This is a genomic window from Pseudoteredinibacter isoporae, from assembly GCF_011602085.1.
GTDB lineage: Bacteria > Pseudomonadota > Gammaproteobacteria > Pseudomonadales > Cellvibrionaceae > Pseudoteredinibacter > Pseudoteredinibacter isoporae.
Genome location: NZ_JAAONY010000001.1, coordinates 1,056,615 through 1,073,232 on the forward strand (window position 1 = coordinate 1,056,615; position 16,618 = coordinate 1,073,232).

19 protein-coding genes are annotated in these 16,618 nt (G+C 51.0%); 10 read left to right on the forward strand and 9 right to left on the reverse strand.

The window, feature by feature from the left end:
• Window positions 1–110: 110 nt before the first annotated feature.
• Complete coding sequence (locus G8768_RS04570; RefSeq protein ID WP_166850643.1) at window positions 111–767, reverse strand: CoA transferase subunit B; 657 nt, start codon at window positions 765–767, stop codon at window positions 111–113.
• A gap of 11 nt (window positions 768–778) precedes the next feature.
• On the reverse strand, window positions 779–1,477 hold the full coding sequence (locus G8768_RS04575; protein ID WP_166850640.1) for a CoA transferase subunit A: 699 nt from the start codon (window positions 1,475–1,477) through the stop codon (window positions 779–781).
• Between the two features lie 119 nt (window positions 1,478–1,596).
• Between G8768_RS04575 and G8768_RS04580 the strand changes: the two genes are divergently transcribed.
• The 5 genes from G8768_RS04580 to G8768_RS04600 all read left to right on the forward strand — a co-directional run bounded on the left by G8768_RS04580 (window position 1,597) and on the right by G8768_RS04600 (window position 6,923).
• The gene (locus G8768_RS04580) at window positions 1,597–2,496 is read left to right on the forward strand and encodes a LysR family transcriptional regulator (protein WP_166850637.1); all 900 of its coding nucleotides are present in this window, start codon (window positions 1,597–1,599) and stop codon (window positions 2,494–2,496) included.
• A gap of 142 nt (window positions 2,497–2,638) precedes the next feature.
• Window positions 2,639–3,133 (forward strand): (2Fe-2S)-binding protein, encoded by a 495-nt coding sequence (locus G8768_RS04585; protein ID WP_166850634.1) that lies wholly within the window; start codon window positions 2,639–2,641, stop codon window positions 3,131–3,133.
• Window positions 3,130–5,376 carry a xanthine dehydrogenase family protein molybdopterin-binding subunit gene (locus G8768_RS04590; RefSeq protein ID WP_166850631.1) on the forward strand — a complete coding sequence of 749 codons (2,247 nt, stop codon included), beginning with the start codon at window positions 3,130–3,132 and terminating at the stop codon, window positions 5,374–5,376. The genes G8768_RS04585 and G8768_RS04590 overlap by 4 nt, the downstream gene beginning before the upstream one ends.
• 19 nt (window positions 5,377–5,395) lie before the next feature.
• Window positions 5,396–6,328, forward strand: a complete 933-nt coding sequence (locus G8768_RS04595; RefSeq protein WP_166850628.1) for an XdhC family protein — start codon at window positions 5,396–5,398, stop codon at window positions 6,326–6,328.
• Window positions 6,321–6,923: a nucleotidyltransferase family protein gene (locus G8768_RS04600; protein ID WP_166850626.1), complete on the forward strand. Its 603-nt coding sequence runs from the start codon at window positions 6,321–6,323 to the stop codon at window positions 6,921–6,923. Before G8768_RS04595 ends, G8768_RS04600 begins: the two co-directional genes overlap by 8 nt.
• A 4-nt stretch (window positions 6,924–6,927) precedes the next feature.
• Here the strand turns inward: G8768_RS04600 and G8768_RS04605 are convergent, their stop codons facing one another.
• Complete coding sequence (locus G8768_RS04605) at window positions 6,928–7,701, reverse strand: SDR family NAD(P)-dependent oxidoreductase (protein WP_166850623.1); 774 nt, start codon at window positions 7,699–7,701, stop codon at window positions 6,928–6,930.
• 296 nt (window positions 7,702–7,997) lie between these two features.
• Here G8768_RS04605 and G8768_RS04610 point away from each other — a divergent pair, with 296 nt between their 5' ends.
• Both G8768_RS04610 and G8768_RS04615 read left to right on the forward strand, forming a co-directional pair.
• Complete coding sequence (locus G8768_RS04610; RefSeq protein ID WP_166850620.1) at window positions 7,998–8,369, forward strand: hypothetical protein; 372 nt, start codon at window positions 7,998–8,000, stop codon at window positions 8,367–8,369.
• Window positions 8,370–8,483: 114 nt separating this feature from the next.
• Entirely contained in the window at window positions 8,484–9,164 is a 681-nt protein-coding gene (locus G8768_RS04615; RefSeq protein ID WP_166850616.1) for a phospholipase D-like domain-containing protein, read from the forward strand.
• 15 nt (window positions 9,165–9,179) lie between these two features.
• On the opposite strand, the gene G8768_RS04620 is transcribed toward G8768_RS04615, so the two are convergent.
• Window positions 9,180–10,115: an alpha/beta hydrolase gene (locus G8768_RS04620; RefSeq protein WP_166850613.1), complete on the reverse strand. Its 936-nt coding sequence runs from the start codon at window positions 10,113–10,115 to the stop codon at window positions 9,180–9,182.
• Between the two features lie 205 nt (window positions 10,116–10,320).
• Here G8768_RS04620 and G8768_RS04625 point away from each other — a divergent pair, with 205 nt between their 5' ends.
• Window positions 10,321–10,968: an MBL fold metallo-hydrolase gene (locus G8768_RS04625; RefSeq protein WP_341800992.1), complete on the forward strand. Its 648-nt coding sequence runs from the start codon at window positions 10,321–10,323 to the stop codon at window positions 10,966–10,968.
• Window positions 10,969–11,010: 42 nt separating this feature from the next.
• Window positions 11,011–11,445 carry a hotdog fold thioesterase gene (locus G8768_RS04630; RefSeq protein WP_166850607.1) on the forward strand — a complete coding sequence of 145 codons (435 nt, stop codon included), beginning with the start codon at window positions 11,011–11,013 and terminating at the stop codon, window positions 11,443–11,445.
• A 4-nt stretch (window positions 11,446–11,449) separates the two neighbouring features.
• Here G8768_RS04630 and G8768_RS04635 read toward each other — a convergent pair whose 3' ends face one another.
• From G8768_RS04635 to G8768_RS04655, 5 genes are all read right to left on the reverse strand, one after another.
• A complete protein-coding gene (locus tag G8768_RS04635) occupies window positions 11,450–11,896 on the reverse strand; it encodes an acyl-CoA thioesterase (protein WP_166850604.1) in 447 nt (148 codons plus the stop codon).
• A 35-nt stretch (window positions 11,897–11,931) separates the two neighbouring features.
• Complete coding sequence (locus G8768_RS04640; RefSeq protein ID WP_166850601.1) at window positions 11,932–13,089, reverse strand: aspartyl/asparaginyl beta-hydroxylase domain-containing protein; 1,158 nt, start codon at window positions 13,087–13,089, stop codon at window positions 11,932–11,934.
• A gap of 123 nt (window positions 13,090–13,212) precedes the next feature.
• The gene (locus tag G8768_RS04645; protein ID WP_166850598.1) at window positions 13,213–14,154 is read right to left on the reverse strand and encodes a DUF4097 family beta strand repeat-containing protein; all 942 of its coding nucleotides are present in this window, start codon (window positions 14,152–14,154) and stop codon (window positions 13,213–13,215) included.
• A gap of 10 nt (window positions 14,155–14,164) precedes the next feature.
• On the reverse strand, window positions 14,165–14,659 hold the full coding sequence (locus G8768_RS04650) for a hypothetical protein (RefSeq protein ID WP_166850595.1): 495 nt from the start codon (window positions 14,657–14,659) through the stop codon (window positions 14,165–14,167).
• Window positions 14,646–15,215 (reverse strand): RNA polymerase sigma factor, encoded by a 570-nt coding sequence (locus G8768_RS04655; RefSeq protein WP_166850592.1) that lies wholly within the window; start codon window positions 15,213–15,215, stop codon window positions 14,646–14,648. The genes G8768_RS04650 and G8768_RS04655 overlap by 14 nt, the downstream gene beginning before the upstream one ends.
• 258 nt (window positions 15,216–15,473) lie before the next feature.
• On the opposite strand from G8768_RS04655, the gene hemE reads away from it, so the two are divergent.
• Complete coding sequence (gene hemE / locus G8768_RS04660; RefSeq protein ID WP_166850589.1) at window positions 15,474–16,547, forward strand: uroporphyrinogen decarboxylase; 1,074 nt, start codon at window positions 15,474–15,476, stop codon at window positions 16,545–16,547.
• Window positions 16,548–16,618: the final 71 nt, after the last annotated feature.

Consider the following 16,618-nt stretch of genomic DNA (forward strand, 5'->3'; position numbering starts at 1 on the left):
TAGTGAAAAGCGGTTAGAGGGCGAGCGGTAACAATAAAAAAAGGGCCCCCTAGAAGAATCTTTGGGAGCCCTACGTACGGAAATCGTTACCGTTTCAGTGTAGAAAAAACTTATACATTCATCTCAGGAACGTGGTCTGGCACAACAAGCTTGCCTGCCGTTTTGCTGACAATTTCTTCCACGCTTACGCCTGGAGCACGTTCTTTAAGGATAAACTGACCGTCTTCAATTTCGAGGTAGGCCAGATCGGTGACCACCTTTTTAATGCAACCTGCCCCTGTCAGTGGCAGAGTACATTCGTTCAACAGTTTTGAATTGCCGTGTTTGTCGGCGTGGGTCATGGTGACGATGATATTGTCGGCACCGGCCACCAGGTCCATCGCGCCGCCCATGCCCTTAATCAGTTTTCCAGGAATCATCCAGGAGGCGATGCTACCGTTTACATCGACTTCAAAAGCGCCCAGTACGGTCAGGTCAACATGGCCGCCACGGATCATGGCAAACGATTCAGCAGAACTGAAAATCGAAGCGCCGGTAATGGTGGTCACGGTTTGCTTGCCAGCATTAATCATGTCGGCGTCTACTTCGTCTTCAGTCGGGAAGGGGCCCATGCCCAGCAGACCGTTTTCGGATTGGAGCATTACTTCCATGCCTTCAGGCACATAGTTGGCAACCAGTGTTGGGATGCCGATACCGAGGTTGACGTAAAAGCCGTCTTGTAATTCCTGCGCTACGCGCATTGCCAGTTGTTCACGAGATAAAGCCATGATCAATCTCCTTATGCGCGTACGGTGCGTTGTTCAATGCGTTTTTCGAAACTGCCCTGAATCAGGCGGTCGACATAAATACCCGGAGTGTGAATCTGGGTTGGGTCCAGCTCACCGGGCTCGACAATTTCTTCCACTTCCACAATGGTGATTTTGCCGGCAGTAGCGGCCATGGGATTGAAGTTCTGAGCGGTGTGGCGGTAGATAACATTGCCGTAGGTGTCGGCTTTCCAGCCTTTTACAATGGCGTAGTCACCGGTGATGGCTTCTTCCAGAATGTAGTTGCGACCGTTAAATTCGCGAACTTCTTTACCGTCTCCTACCGGCGTCCCGTAACCGGTGGCGGTGTAGAAGGCTGGAATGCCAGCGCCGCCAGCGCGCATTTTTTCTGCCAGCGTGCCCTGTGGTGTCAATTCCACTTCCAGCTCGCCAGCTAATAATTGGTCTTCGAAAAGTTTGTTTTCACCGACATAGGAAGAGACCATCTTTTTGATCTGCTTGTCTTCCAGCAGGATGCCCAGGCCGAAGCCGTCAACACCGCAGTTATTGGAAACAATGGTCAACTCTTTGGTACCCATTTTTTTGATCTGGGCGATACAGCCCTCGGGGATACCGCACAGGCCAAAGCCGCCTGCAATGATTGTCATGCCATCTTCCAGGCCGGCCATGGCTTCTTCATAGCTGCCGACAACCTTATTGAAACCGGACATCATCCACCTCGTTATCTGTTATTCAGTTGTGCATAGGTGGTCTAGCTTGGTGGAATTCGCTATATTTATCAAATATAAAAAAGTTCGCTATTGATAAATTTTATAAAACTTAGAGTCTTATGAGCCAGCGCCCCTCTTTTACCCACAAGCAGCTGCGTGCCTTTGTCTGTGTGGCCAAGCACAGAAGTTTTGCCGAGGCCTGTGGTGAGCTGCATTTGTCCCAACCTGCCCTGAGTATCACCATACGTAATCTGGAGGAGCAATTGGGAGGTCCGCTAATCAACCGCAGTACCCGCAGCGTGTCGCTGACCCCGGAAGGCGAGGCCTTCTTCCCGCTCGCCGAACGATTGTTGCAGGACTGGGAAAGTGCCTTTGACGAAATGCACAACCGCTTTGCGCTGCGACGGGGACGCCTGGCCATGGCCTGTATGCCTTCGTTGGCTTCAAGTGTTTTTCCGGCGTTGATGGCGCGCTTTCATGAGCAGTATCCCGAAATTGATCTCAGTCTTGAGGATATTGTGATGGAAGATGTCCTCAGTGCGGTGCATTCCGGGCGGGTCGAGTTGGGGATCGCTTTTGAGCAAGATCCGCCCGAAGATATTAATCAGCAGGTGCTGTTCAGTGATCGGGCGGTGGTGGCACTTCCTCAGTCCCATGAGTTGGCTTCAAAACAACAACTGCATTGGCAGGATTTGGCGCGTTACCCTTTCATCAGTTTGAACGCGCGATCAGGCTTTCGCCGAAGCCTCGATGCGATCATGCTGGAGCAGAATACGTTGCCCGAGCGTATCTATGAAGCCAACCAATTGACCACTGTGGGCCGTATGGCGGCCGAAGGTTTGGGTTTGTGTATTGTGCCCGGTTTCTGCCAGCAGCAGATGGAGCAAATGGGTTTGCAGTGTAAAAGTCTGCAAAAGCCAGTATTTAAAAGAAAGGTGGTTATTCTAAGTCGCCGCCGTCATGGATTGTCAGCGCCAGCGGCGGCAATGGTGGATATGCTGATGAGCATCTATCGCTGATTTTTTGCAATTGTACAAATGTACTATTTGGTAAAGATTGGTTAAACACAAAGCCCTACAATGAGTCATCAATTAGACTGCCTTTTATAGATTCTGGGCCTTCCTGGCTCGGAGATAATAAGCCTTCAGGCAGGATTAGCTCATGATCGAATTTCAGCTCAATGGCGAGCCCGTGTCCGTGGATGTGCCCGCCGATACCCCCTTGTTATGGATTATCCGGGAACATTTTCAGTTAACCGGCAGTAAGTTTGGTTGCGGTATGGGCCTGTGTGGTGCATGCACCATGCATGTCGACGGAATTGCCAGCCGCACGTGTATTCTGCCCGTTGTGGCGGTTGCTGGAAAATCGGTGACAACGATTGAGGGGCTCGGTGATGCGGAGCAGCTGCACCCGGTGCAGGAAGCCTGGCTCGAGCATAATGTCCCACAGTGCGGTTACTGTCAGCCCGGACAAATCATGTCAGCCAGTGCGCTGTTGGCGACCAATCCCAAACCCAGCGACAGCGAAATTGAGGCGGCGATGAGTGGCAATATCTGCCGTTGCGGCACTTATCCGAGAATACGCAAGGCGATTAAAAGTGTTGCCGCGGTTCAGCAGTTTGATCCGGCTGAGCAGGCCGCTGGGGGTGATGCATGAGTCAATCCAATATGGCGATTCAGCGTCGTTCCTTTCTGAAATTATTGGGTGCTGGTGGCTTGATGTTGAGTATGCCGGCGCTCGCGACCGACAAGCCGCTCCTGTACAGCCAGGGAGATGCTTTTGTTAGTGATGGTGTTTTGCAAATTACGCCGACCGGTGAAATTATTTTTCTGATGCCTCGTGCTGAAATGGGGCAGGGCACCAATACCGGGCTGAGCATGTTGATTGCCGAAGAGCTGAATACGCCACCGGAATTGATTACGATTTTACACGCTGGTGTTGGCGAGCCTTATAAGAACCCCTTGTTTGGTATGCAGATGACCGGCGGCAGTACCAGCATTATGGCGCACTATGAGCCGTTGAGAAAAACCGCTGCGACTGCGAGAGAAATGATCATTCATGCTGCTTCTGAGCAGCTGAATATGGACCCCACCAGTTTACAGCTGCGCGACGGAAAATTGTGGCTCGCAGAAAAAGCTTACAGTCTTGGTGATTTTGTTGAGCGTGCGAGTCAGTCAAAACCGCCTGCCAAGGTGATTTTGACACCCAATAGCAATTTACGCTTTATTGGCAAGCAGCAGAAAAAAGTGGATGGTCTTGCCAAAGTAACCGGTCAGGCTCGCTTCGGTATTGATGTTGGCAGCCCGGGTTCCGATTCGGTAATTAACGGCTCTGATCAACATATTCCCAATTTAAAACGCGCGGCATTGCTACGTTGTCCGGTGATTGGTGGCGAAGTAAAAAGTGTTGACGCCAGTGCGGCCAAACAATTGCCCGGTGTGATTGATGTGCTCACCATTTTCAATGGTGTTGCCGTTGTGGCCGAGCACTATTGGCAGGCTCGCAAGGCTTTATCTGAGCTAACCGTTGAGTGGGATCTGCCTGAACTTGCCAAACAAAATTCAGCGGATATCCGTCAGGCTTTTGAAAAAGCGCTGGCCGAAGAGGGGCAAACCGCCTTTGAGCAAGGCGACAGTCGTACAGCGATTGCCAATGCCAGGAATACATTAACGGCCGACTATCATGCGCCCTATCTCGCCCATGCGACTATGGAGCCGATGAATTGTACAGTGTGGCTGCAAGATGACGTTGCTGATGTTTGGGTACCAACTCAAGGGCCGGATGTCAGTCAAACAGTGGCTTCAGAGCACTGTGATGTTTCCAGAGATAATATCCGTGTGCACAGCACCTTTTTGGGGGGCGGATTTGGTCGTCGGGTGAACCAGGATTATGTGGCTGAAGCTGTCGCGATCGCCAAAGCCAGCGGCTTCCCGATCCAATTAGTCTGGAGCCGTGAAGACGATATGAGAAATGATTTTTATCGCCCGGCGGCTTCCGCTCGGATGAGTGCGGCGATGGATGATCAGGGGCAGTTGCAAGCCTGGGATGTCACGCGTGTTGGCCCGAACATTATGGGCTACACCATTGATGAAGCGGCTGGTATGTATTTACCTGAGTTTTTGCCCGGTGGTTTCGTGGATTGGATCAGTAAACGTGGCCATGGAATTTTTGAAAATTGGACGGTCGACCCCAGCAGTGTTGAAGGTTTGTGGGAAGAGTACAGCATAGCCAATAAAACCGTTCGGCAGGTAACCGTTGATCCCGGTTTGCGTCTGGGTTTTTGGCGTTCAGTCGGGCACTCGTTCAGTGGCTTTTTCAAAGAAGGCTTTATGGATGAGTTGGCAATAAAAGCCGGTATTGATCCTCTCGACTATCGCATGCAACATTGCGGTGATATGCCTCGTCTGGCCGCTGCATTGAAAAAGGTGGCTGAAATGTCGAATTGGGCACAGCGAGAGCAGCTTGCAGAAAAAGGCCGCTATCTGGGTGTCGCTGCGGTTTTCAGTTTTAATTCTTATGTTGCCCAGGTCGCGGAAGTATCCGTCGACGGTGGACAGATTAAGGTGCACAAAGTTTATTGTGTCGCCGATTGTGGTCGAGTCGTCAACCCTGATGGGGTCGCAGCACAGATCGAAGGGGGCATTGTCTTTGGTTTGTCCGCCGCGCTGAGTGGAACCATTACCCTGAAAGATGGTGCTGTAGAGCAAAGTAATTTCCATGACTATCCGGTTGTGCGTATGAACGAGGCGCCAGAGATTGAGCTGCATATCGTGCAGAGCACGCAAGCGCCGACCGGTGCAGGTGAGCCCGGTGTGCCACCTATTGCGCCGGCCGTAGCAAACGCCGTATTTGCGGCCAGCGGCCAGCGTTTACGTGAATTGCCTTTGCGCCTGACTTAAGAGTGTTTTGAGTTAATACATGCAAGCGGAACACGAAGATATTTTACAGGCAGCACTTGGCGCCGCTGAAACTGGCCGGCGGGTCTGTCTGGTGTCGGTGATGGAAACTTTCGGCAGCTCCCCGAGGCCGGTAGGTTCTTTGTTAGCCGTAGCTGACAGTGGCGAATTCTGGGGTTCGGTTTCCGGTGGTTGTGTTGAAGAAGAACTGCTCGAACGCCTGAAGCAGAATTGGCCACAGCAAGCGGATGTTTTGCTTTATGGCGAAAGCGAAGAAGAACGCGCCCGTTTACAACTGCCGTGCGGTGGTTGTATGCGCTTGTATGTGCAGCCGCTGCAAGCCGATCTATTGCGCGATGCTCAACAAGCGTTGAAGCGCCGGGAATCGATTGCCTTATTGAGCACACTCAGTGATGGCCAATGCGTTTTGCAAAGCTGTGATAACTGGCAGGAATCCCAGTGGGATGGTGAGCGTTGGTTGAATGTTCTCAGCCCACGCTGGCAACTTTATATCGTCGGTGCCGGACCGATTGCCCAATACCTGGTGCAGATGGCCGAATTGGTGAACATCCGTTGTGCGGTAATTGATCCTCGCCCGGAATACGCCGAGCAATGGCAGGAAGACTGGGCGCCCTTGTTTCGTCAGTACCCCGATGACGTTTTGTCTGCCCAGGGTGTTGATCGACATTGTTTTATTGCGACGGTAAGTCACGACCCCAAGATTGACGATTTGGCAATTATGCTCGGCCTGCGATCCGATGCGGCTTACGTCGGCGCCATGGGGTCGGTGCGCACCAGCGCCAAACGCCGACAACGTCTGCAAGAACATTTTGAATTCAGTGAAGACGAGCTGGCCGTTCTAAAAGCGCCTATTGGTTTGGATATTCACAGTAAAACCCCCGCTGAAATTGCCGTCTCGATTTTGGCGGATTTGATATCAGTTAAAAATGCCTGATTTCCATTGTTTTTCTAATTTACAGGTTTGTGTCCTGGCGGCCGGATTTTCAAAACGCTTTGGTCGTGGAAAATTATTGGAAACGATGTCGGATGGTCGTTACCTGATTGATCACAGCCTGGAACCCTATCTTGAATTAGAGTTGCCATTGGTGGTTTTTCTTCGTGAAGACGATGGTGAATTACGAATGCATTTGGATGTCCGGAACATTTCCAATGTCACATTGCGGGATGTCAGTGAAGGAATGTCGGTTACCGTGCGTGCGGCTGCGGCTTATGCCCAAACTCAAAATCTTTCATTCACCGTGTTTGCCTTGGCCGACATGCCCTATTTGGACGTGACGGTACTGACAGAATTTTTGAAAAGCATTCACTGGCAAGATAAATTAATTGCTGCGCCTTATTCGGATAAAGAAGCGCGGCTGGGAAACCCGGTTCTATTCAGTCGGAGTTTTTTGCCGGAGTTTGAGCTGCTAAGCGGAGATCAAGGTGCCCGGCCAGTGATCAACAATAACAGGGAAAGTTTACAGCGGATTGCCTGCCAGCATCCCGGGTTTTATCGGGATGTAGACAGGCCGAGTGATCTAATGGCGTAAAGCCTTAGTGAGCATTGGCGACCTGCCCGCCATCCAGTACTATGGTGTGTCCGTTGACAAAGGCCGAGGCCCGCGAGCTTAAATAAATGGCTGTTCCGGCGGCATCTTCCGGTGTACCAATGCGACCGGCTGGAACGGAAGCGGCTGCGGCTTGCTCATCGTGATCCAGAATAAAGGCCGTCATTTTGCTTGGGAAAAAGCCGGGCGCAATACCGTTCACCAGAATATCGTCTTTGATCAAGCGGGCGGCCATATGGCGAGTTAAGTGAATCACCGCAGCTTTACTCGCTGAGTAGGAATAGTTGTCCATGTTCGGATTGGTCAAACCGTTAATGGACGCGATGTTGATAATGCGGCTGCGATCTTCGGCACTGGCGCCCTGACGAAGCAAGGGCAGCAGTTTTTGGCTCAAAAAGAAAATGGATTTGGTGTTTAAATCCATGACTCGATCCCAGCCTTGCTCGGTAAACTCGTCAATGCCTTGTCCCCAGGTCGCACCCGCGTTGTTTACCAGAATGTCCACTTGTGATTCCCGGGCCTGAATGTCAGCAACAAACTGCTCGATGCCCTCCATGGTGCTGAGGTCGGAACTGATTGCAATGCACTCGCCCTGTTTGCTGAGTTCTTCGGCGGTGGCCTCCAGCTCGGCCTTTTTGCGGGCTGTGATGTAGGTTTTGGCGCCAGCGGCAACGAATCCCTGGGCAATCATGGCGCCAATTCCCCGTGAACCACCGGTAACAATGGCAACCTTACCCTGTAAATCAAATAGTGCCTGCATGGCTGTCTCCTGGCTGGTTTTGAAAGAGGGCTCATTGTAAGAGCCAATAGTTATAGCGCCTAGGGTGAATACTGACAGGATGTCGCATTTAAAGAGTGCGTCAGTTGGCGATAAAAACGTGTTCTGGCTCTATGATTGACCGTTGGTTCGATGTTCGGGTTCTGCATCGATCAATTTGCCAAGTCCTTCACATTTCTTCTTGGCAAGCAGGCGTAGGATGCCCAGCTAACTCGATTTAAGCCCCTTGGGACTTTGCCGATAATAACAATAACCATTTGTGCATAAAGGGATGTTTCATGCCAAATATTAGAGCTCAACGCGTCAAACAAGTTGAAATAGAAATGTACCGAGGCATCGTGTCTCATTTGGTGGTGGTGGCTCTGGGGCACTGTTGCCAACAGCACGACAGGGCTGCGCTTTGCCTTGCAAAAGATCAGCCCGATGCCGATCAGGGTATCTACGATTTCGAATTCTGTATGGGGCCGAGTCGTTGTAATTGCGGTGGTGAGTCGGAAAACTCCCTGGCGAGCTACCGTTTGCTGCGTCCTCAAACCGCCAGTCATACCTGGGTCGGATTTCCTCAGAATCTACGTGCTGTTCGTATCATCTCCGAGCACAATACTCTGGTTAAGTACCTCGCCGATTCCAACATGGCTGAAGCAATCTGAATTCAGATTCAAGGCGTCAGCATCATTTTATTTCCCTGAACGCCAAGCCTTGTATTGTGCTTGGTGTCTCACTATCCTGAGCTTTCCACAGTTTTAGTGAATTTGGATAGCTCCATGGAAAAAGCCCAGCTGGAATCATTTCTTTCCCAGTCCCTCAGCGATGAACGATTCGACAATCAGGAAAAGCGCGAGCTGCGAGGTTTTGTGTTGGATCTGGGTGAGGCCGATCGCAATTTTGTGCGTAACCGGGCTTTTGACCTGGCCCGTGATGCGATGGCCGATGAAGGCAGTGAGCCAACAGCGATTCTGGAATGGTTGCGGAAGGTCGTTAAGGTCTGCAAACAAGACAGTGGTTTTTATAAAGCCGAGCAGGCGTATTTCAGTCCGGGCACTAGTTGTCGGGAAGCCATCGTTCAGCAGATACGGGCCGCCCGGAAGCAAATTGAAATTTGTGTTTTCACCATTTCAGACGATGTGATTACAAAAGCAATTCTGGAAGCGCACCAACGAAATATAGACGTCCGCATTATCAGTGATAATGATAAATCTCACGATTTGGGTAGCGATATTGAGCGCATGCAGGAGGCGGGTGTGCAGCTGCGTCTGGATCACAGTCCTTACCATATGCACCATAAGTTCGCGTTGTTTGATCGACGCTTGTTGATCAATGGTAGTTTTAACTGGACTCGCAGCGCCAGCACAAAAAATCAGGAAAATATTGTGCTGAGCTACGAGCGCATATTGTTGCGCGAGTTTTCGGTTTTGTTTGAACAGCTTTGGGAAGCTTATGAGTAAATTGCTTACGCTGATTTACTGGCCGGCAGAAACAGCGCTGTGTTTTTCGACAAAACTCACAATGTTTTCAATAAAGGCCTCGGGCTCGAAGTAGAAGGCTGCAACATGAGTGCCCCAGGCTCCGTGTTTTTCATAGATCCAGTGATCGCTGGCCGGATCATCAAAGGCGCGATATTCGATGTCTGTTCGTAGGTTTTTCAAGGCTTCGGCATGCTCCAGACGAGTGACCGGATCGCCAACATCCTGTAGCAGTAGCGTCGGTAAGGTTTGCTGACGGGCGACGTCGAAAGCGGACGGTTCAAAGTCGCGCTGTTGCAAAGTGCTCCAGACGACCAGTTCGGCCAGCCATTCTGGAACACCGGTGCTGGCTTGTGCACCCAGCTCAAGAGCGTCTTTGGTATTGAGCATTGGGTCAAACAGAATCAACCCCTGGCTTCGTGAATCGGCCTCGGCGAGGTGAATGACAGCGGCACCCCCCATGGATAAACCAAAACTGAAAATGGGCAGCTGTTGTGTATTTTTCAATTCAATTTGGTCCAGTGCGGCGATCAGATCAGGGCGTTCTGCGATGCCCATTCCCAATTCACCCTGCTCACTGCGAGCCGATGTTCCATGGTTGCGCAAATCGATGGCCAATAGAGACATATCTTTAGCCAAAAGAGCTTTGTACATTTCCAGCGAGTTTGGGAATCGACCTTCTTTGGAACCGTTCGCACCATGCACCATCAACAGAATGGCTTTGGGATTTTCCGCCGGCATCCACCAGCCGTGAAGCTTTACTGCTTCGTCTTCGGGCTCAAAATAGATGTCCTCATAAGCAATGCCTAAATCCCCAGGGGTTTGTTTGGGTGTTTGGTTTTTGGCCGCGAGCATGTGATTGGGCAGTATCAGTCCAACAACCACGCAGGCACCGAGTAATAAAATGGCGAGCCCTATACTGAGCTTTTTCATGGAAAGGTCCTTATGAGTGTTTATTTTTCTTGATGGTATTTTCGCCTGGTTGGATAAGCTATGGCATTGCGTGCCAGCATTACCGATAATAGTGATCAATCGCTGCCCCGGTCAATCTATCGTCAGAATAGGCCAGTGAGCCCGAGCGTAAAATTGGGCATAATGCAGTGCTAATACAAATGAAATCAGGCCTGATCAGAGACTTATCGTGAAATTTCAAGTTATTCCCGTGACCCCTTACCAACAAAACTGCAGCCTGTTGTGGTGTGAAAAAACCATGGAGGGCGTCGTCGTTGATCCGGGCGGTGATCTGGATCGTATCAAACAAGTCGTGCAGCAGCAGGGAATCAAGCTGGTAAAAATTATTAACACCCATGCCCATCTCGATCATGTGGGAGGTGTGGCGGCGTTGGCCGAAGAATTGGATTTGCCCATTGAGGGCCCTCATCTGGAAGACGATTTCTGGATTCAGTCGCTCCCCAATCAAGCTCAAATGATGGGCTTTCCTCCGGCCAGCACTTTTGTTCCAAATCGCTGGTTGGAGCAGGGCGATGACATTCGTTTTGGCGATGAAGTTCTGGAAGTTCGCCATTGCCCAGGGCACACACCCGGGCATGTGATTTTCTTTCATCGAGAAACCAAACTGGCGATTGTTGGCGATGTTTTATTTCAGGGCTCCATCGGCCGAACGGATTTTCCACGTGGGGATTTTGATACGTTAGTGAAATCCATTCGTGAACAATTATGGACGCTGGGTGACGATGTAAGCTTTATTCCCGGGCATGGTCCGATGTCGACATTTGGGCATGAGCGTAAAACCAATCCATTTGTTTCCGATAAAAATTTCGGTTAGTTAAAAAACAAATCCTAATGAGTAGCAATAGCAGAGAACGTTATGACTGAGCGTATTTGGTTTTCAGAACCAAACATTGAAGATTTTTCCAAGGGCCATAAAAACACAGCAGTTGATGCGATGGGTATCAAGGTTACGGAAATTGGTGACGATTACATTCGCGGCACCATGCCGGCAGACCATCGAACTTTTCAGCCATTTGGTTTAATTCACGGCGGTGCCAATGTGGTTTTGGCCGAAACTTTGGGCAGCATTGGCGCAAACCTGGTTATCGATCCGAGCAAGGAATTCAGTGTTGGTCAGGAAGTGAATGCAAACCATGTGCGTGGTGTTCGAGAGGGCTATGTGACCGGAACTGCGAAGTTAGCCTATCGCGGTCGCAGTTCCCAGGTGTGGGAAATTCATATCGAAGATGATAAAGGGCGCCTAAGTTGTATTTCCCGTTTGACGATGGCGGTAGTGCCACTCAAACGCTAGGTGATCATTCGGTTTTGCGCAGCACGGATTCCATGGCGCTGCGCAAAGCTGGCGGAATCTCCACCGCCGCGCGACTCTCGCGATCTATCCAGACGTGTGTGAAATGTCCTTGTGCCGCTGCTTCGTCGTCGCCAGGAGCAAACAGGGCTGCAGCATATTGCACAGAACTGCGACCGATTTTATTAACGCGCACGCCCACATCGATGTTTTGGTGCTCGGGCCAACCCAGCTCTTTAAAATAATCACAGCCGGAATTGACGATCAGACCGATGATTGGGTCGTCAGCCATGTTTAAGCCGCCTTCCTGATGCAAAAATAAATTAACCGCGTTGTCGATAAATTGGCTGTGGATATTATTATTCAGATGCCCGTAAATATCGTTGTCCTGAAATTTGGTGCTCATCTGGGTGAACCAAAAATAATCGCTGCGAGAGTCTGCGGATGGTTTCATATTGTTATGCCTGGCTGAAAACGGATATTCGGAAATTAGGCCTGATACGATTTAATGCTGTGTAATAACTTGGCGACAGCATCGCGTTCAGCTTCGCTCAGTTCCGGGCGCCAGATTTCAAAAATCAACACCACTCGTTCAGAGTCAGAATCATTCCAGGCTTCATGTTCAATGGAATCATCAAAGATCATAAGCTTGCCTTCCTGCCATTGGCGGCTTTCATTGCCACAACGCAGGGCTCCGCAGTTTTCAGGAATGATCAACGGTAAATGACAAATCAGGCGAGTGTTTAAAAAGCCATGGTGTGGATCTATGCGTGTTTTTGGGCGCAAACGGGAAAAGAGAACATTGGGTGAGCTGCCGGGTACCGTGGCAAAAGGAACTGTATCCAGGGCTTTGAGGGTATTTGGAAAATGTCCTTTGGCGCTTTCTTGCAGGTCGCCACTTTTCCAGAGATAGAATGCGCCCCAGTCGTCGTTATCCCAATTACTGCTTTGACTCAGTGTGGGAACTTCCTCGCTGCTTTGCAGATACGGTTCAAAGCTGACCCCCTTGGCCAGTACCGCTTCCAATTCCTGTTTGATCGTCGCGGTGGCGGATTCGAGTTGCTCTACCCATTCAAAGTTCTCGGTATCAAAAAATTGAATATGGGGTAGCTGTGGAAAGAAAAATTTGGAGGGTTGCTGGGGATAGAACTGCTTCTTGCCCATGCTGATGTCCAACGCTTCCTGGAAACGTGGGCCGGTGTTCTCGGGCTTCAGGCCAAGGGCGTTAACTTGCTCTTGCAAATAGCCCAGTTGTTCGTTTTCAACGCTTTGGTAATTGGCTTGGGCTCGGGGAACCTGAGCGCGCAGATCCGGCGCGAGCTGGGGGTTCTGTTCGGCTTGAATCAGAAAGCCCTGATAGAATTCAGCCGCGGTGGTTTTTTCTCCGCCATGCCAAAGATTATCCGCTTTGAACAGCAGGGCCTGGGGATTTTGGGGCTGCAGTTGTAGCGCCCGGTTCACAGCATCCAGTGCGCCTTGTGAGTCCTTGGCATTGCCACACGCGAAGGCCAATCCAAGCCAAACGCCCGCATTGGCTTGGGCCTGTGGATGTTGCAATGCGGTTTGGAATAATTGTTTGGCCTGTTTGGCCTGGCCGCTGCGCAGGGCCTGGGAGGCTTGATTCAGCTGTTCTTGTAAGGCTTGCATGACTCACTTCTTATTGTTCGAAACGAAACGTCTAAGAGTAGAGCCTGTGACATGCCGGCACAAGCTTTTTAGGCTAGTGCCGGCGGGCTTTTATGCCGGGTTTCGACCCTGTACGCTTTCCATTCAATGCGCTTTCAATTCGATACGAGCGCTGACACTGGTAATTCGAACATCGGCTGAGCCGTCATTGAGTGTCATGTCCAGAGAGCGACCCGGTCCATACTGTGGGCGTACGGCTTCATGATCGCTCAGATCATTTCTGATTCTTCCGCCAGCGTGGTTGCGCAAACTGAAATCTGCGGAGACATCGGCATCCAGATTTAAGGTAATGCGGCCACTGACCGAGTCGATGCTGACGTCGGCATTGGGCAGGAGTTTGTCAATGGTGATGTCAGCGCGGGCATTCGCAGTTTGAATGCGCAGGTCGCTGACTTCTTTGGATTCCAGTTCGATCACCGAATTAACCGATTCCAATTCAATGACCGGGGCATCGGTGGTGCTGGTGATTGGCCCGTTGACGGTTTTGATCTCCAGTGAACCGCTGGAGTTTCTGTCTTCGATACCGCCATTAATGCTTTGGATTTCAATCTGGCCATTAAGATTTTCGACGGTCACATGGCCATTGATGGTCTCCAATCGAATTTCTTCGCTCAGGGATTCGGCTTTAATGCTGCCGTTGACGGTTTCCACAATGCTGCCGCCGTGTACATCACTGATGTCGAAATCGACCAGTACACCTTCGCCGAATAATTTACTGTTTCTGGGAATGTAGAACGTCAGTTCTGAACCCTTCGAATGTCTCGGATACTTACCGCGTGGCACGTCCACCTCGAAGATTACTCGTCGACCCTGTCTTTCGAACTCGTAGCCCTCGGCTTCATCATCCAGCTTGCCGCTGACCTTGACCTGGTTTTTGTCCCAGCCAATGATGGTGATGTTGCCGCGCATATTGTCGATATAAACTCGGCCATTGGATTCGGCATCCAGGGATTTATCAATGCTTTGACCGGCAATGGCGGCACTGGAAAGAACAGCTAAACCAAAAGTTAAAATTGCTTGCTTCATTTTGTTCACCTTAAATTTGTTGCCATTGTGGTGCGTGAACCTTGTTGATCAGGTCCAATTGTTGTTGGTACACATTGCCCAGCATCCGAATCAGAACCGCGTTGTCCGGATCATTTTCAAGGGCTGTGCGCAGGCTCTTGGCGGCCTCCTCCATATCATGTAGCTGTTGTTGCCAGTCGCTGACCAGCGCTTCCTGACCTTGATAACGTACCAGCATTTGTTGTTTTTCCTGCTCGTAGGTTTCCACCAGAGCGGCAATGCTGTCGTTCAATTGCGGTTCGCTGTTCGAGCTGAAATCGGTTTTGATCAACAGCACAGCCGCCAGTACCGATGCGGCGCTGCTCAGGGCTATTTTGCTGTTGATCGACAAGCCCCAGGTTCTTTTTTGCTGCTCTTGATTAATGGCTTGTTCAATGCCGGGCCACAGGTCTTTACCAGGGTTGATCTCTTCCGGACATTGGCTTTCGTCAGCCAGTAATTCATCCAATGTTCTATTCTGCTTCATGGTCTAGCCACTCCTGCAATAAATTGCGTGCGCGATGGTACTGCGCGCGACTTGCGCCTGATGAAATGCCCAGCATTTCGGCGATTTCCACATGGCGATAACCTTCAACACCGTGCAGAGTAAAAACAACCCTGGCTCGTTCAGGCAGCCGACAGAGCAGCTTATCGAGGCTTGAAAGCTCGATGTTGTCCTGTTCCAGGCTTGGGCCATGGGCCTCGGGTATCGATTCTTCCTCTTGGCTGAAGACCAGCTTCAGCCAGGATTTGTGCTTGCGCAGGTAATCCAGGGTGGTTCGGCTCGCCAGGGTATGTAGCCAGGTACTGAAACGACTTTGCTTGTTAAACGTGTCGAGTTTTCGCCAGGCCTTAATAAAGGCCTCCTGGGTGCATTCCTCAGCGGATTCCGGGTTGGCAGTCATGCGCAGACACAGGGCGTAAACCCGTTTGTAGTGTCGCTCATAGAGCTGCTTGAAGGCCCGGCTATCGCCGCTGGCTGCCTGATCCACCAGAGGGCTGTCTGGATCTTCTCCAGCATAGGCTTCTGCAACAGCCGTCATAGTGTCTCCTAGTGTGTGGCTTTGTTGAGTATGACGGGGGTGGCTCCGAAAACGTTTACCCGCCATACCATTTATTTACTTATTCTGATTAATTTATTGGCCTTGGGTGTGCCGGGGTACTGTACAGGGTAACGCCCCATAAATCCCGGCCACTGCTTGTGGGATATTTTGGTTGGGATCTTGTGGCTGGGTCTTGTCGCTAAGATCTTGTGGTATAGTGCGGCCAATTTTGCATTGTTAAAGGTAGCGAATTTACCCATGTCCCAAGCGTTCCCTGAACTTAAAAACGACCGTTTCCTGCGTGCCCTGTTGCGCCAACCCGTGGATATCACGCCCGTATGGATGATGCGCCAGGCTGGCCGCTATTTGCCAGAGTATCGTGCTACCCGAGCCCAGGCTGGCGATTTCCTGTCTTTGTGCAAGAACACCGAACTCGCATGCGAGGTCACCTTACAGCCTTTGCGTCGTTATTCTCTGGATGCTTCCATTCTGTTCTCGGACATTCTGACCGTACCGGATGCCATGGGGTTGGGGCTTTATTTTGAGGCCGGAGAAGGGCCGAAATTTAAAAAGCCACTGCGTACCGCTGAAGACATTGAGAAGCTGCCGGTGGTGAACACGGCTCAGGACCTGAGTTATGTGACCGATGCGGTTTCCATGATTCGCCGCGAGCTCAATGGCATGGTGCCGCTGATCGGCTTTACCGGTAGCCCCTGGACGCTGGCTACCTACATGATTGAAGGTGGCTCCAGTAAAGATTATCGCCGAACCAAGGCGATGATGTACGACCAGCCAGAGCTGTTCCAGATTCTTGTAGATAAGTTGGTTGATTCGATTATCGACTACCTCAATGCCCAGATTCGTGCGGGTGCCCAGGCGGTGCAAATCTTCGATTCCTGGGGGGGAGCCCTGGCGCATGACGCTTATCTGAAGTACTCCTTGCTGCCGATGAAGCGCATCATCGATGGTTTGATCAAAGAGCATGATGGCCGCCAGGTGCCGGTTATTCTGTTCACTAAAGGCGGCGGTCAGTGGCTGGAAGCCATGGCTGACAGTGGTGCCCAGGCGCTTGGCCTGGACTGGACCACGGACATCGCCAATGCCCGTGCCCGTGTGGGCGATAAAGTCGCCCTGCAGGGCAATATGGACCCCAGTATTCTTTATGCCTCTCCGGAGCGGATTCGCCAAGAGGTTGCTACCATTCTGAAGGGCTTCGGCAAAGGTGAGGGACACATCTTTAATTTGGGACATGGTATTACCCCAGAAGTAGACCCAGATCACGCTGGCGCCTTTATTTCCGCCGTTCATGAACTATCGGCTGACTATCACTGATAGCTTGATTAGACTAAAATACCACCAGAGTTGTTGTATCAAGTCCGGGTATAACTCGGGCTTATGATGGT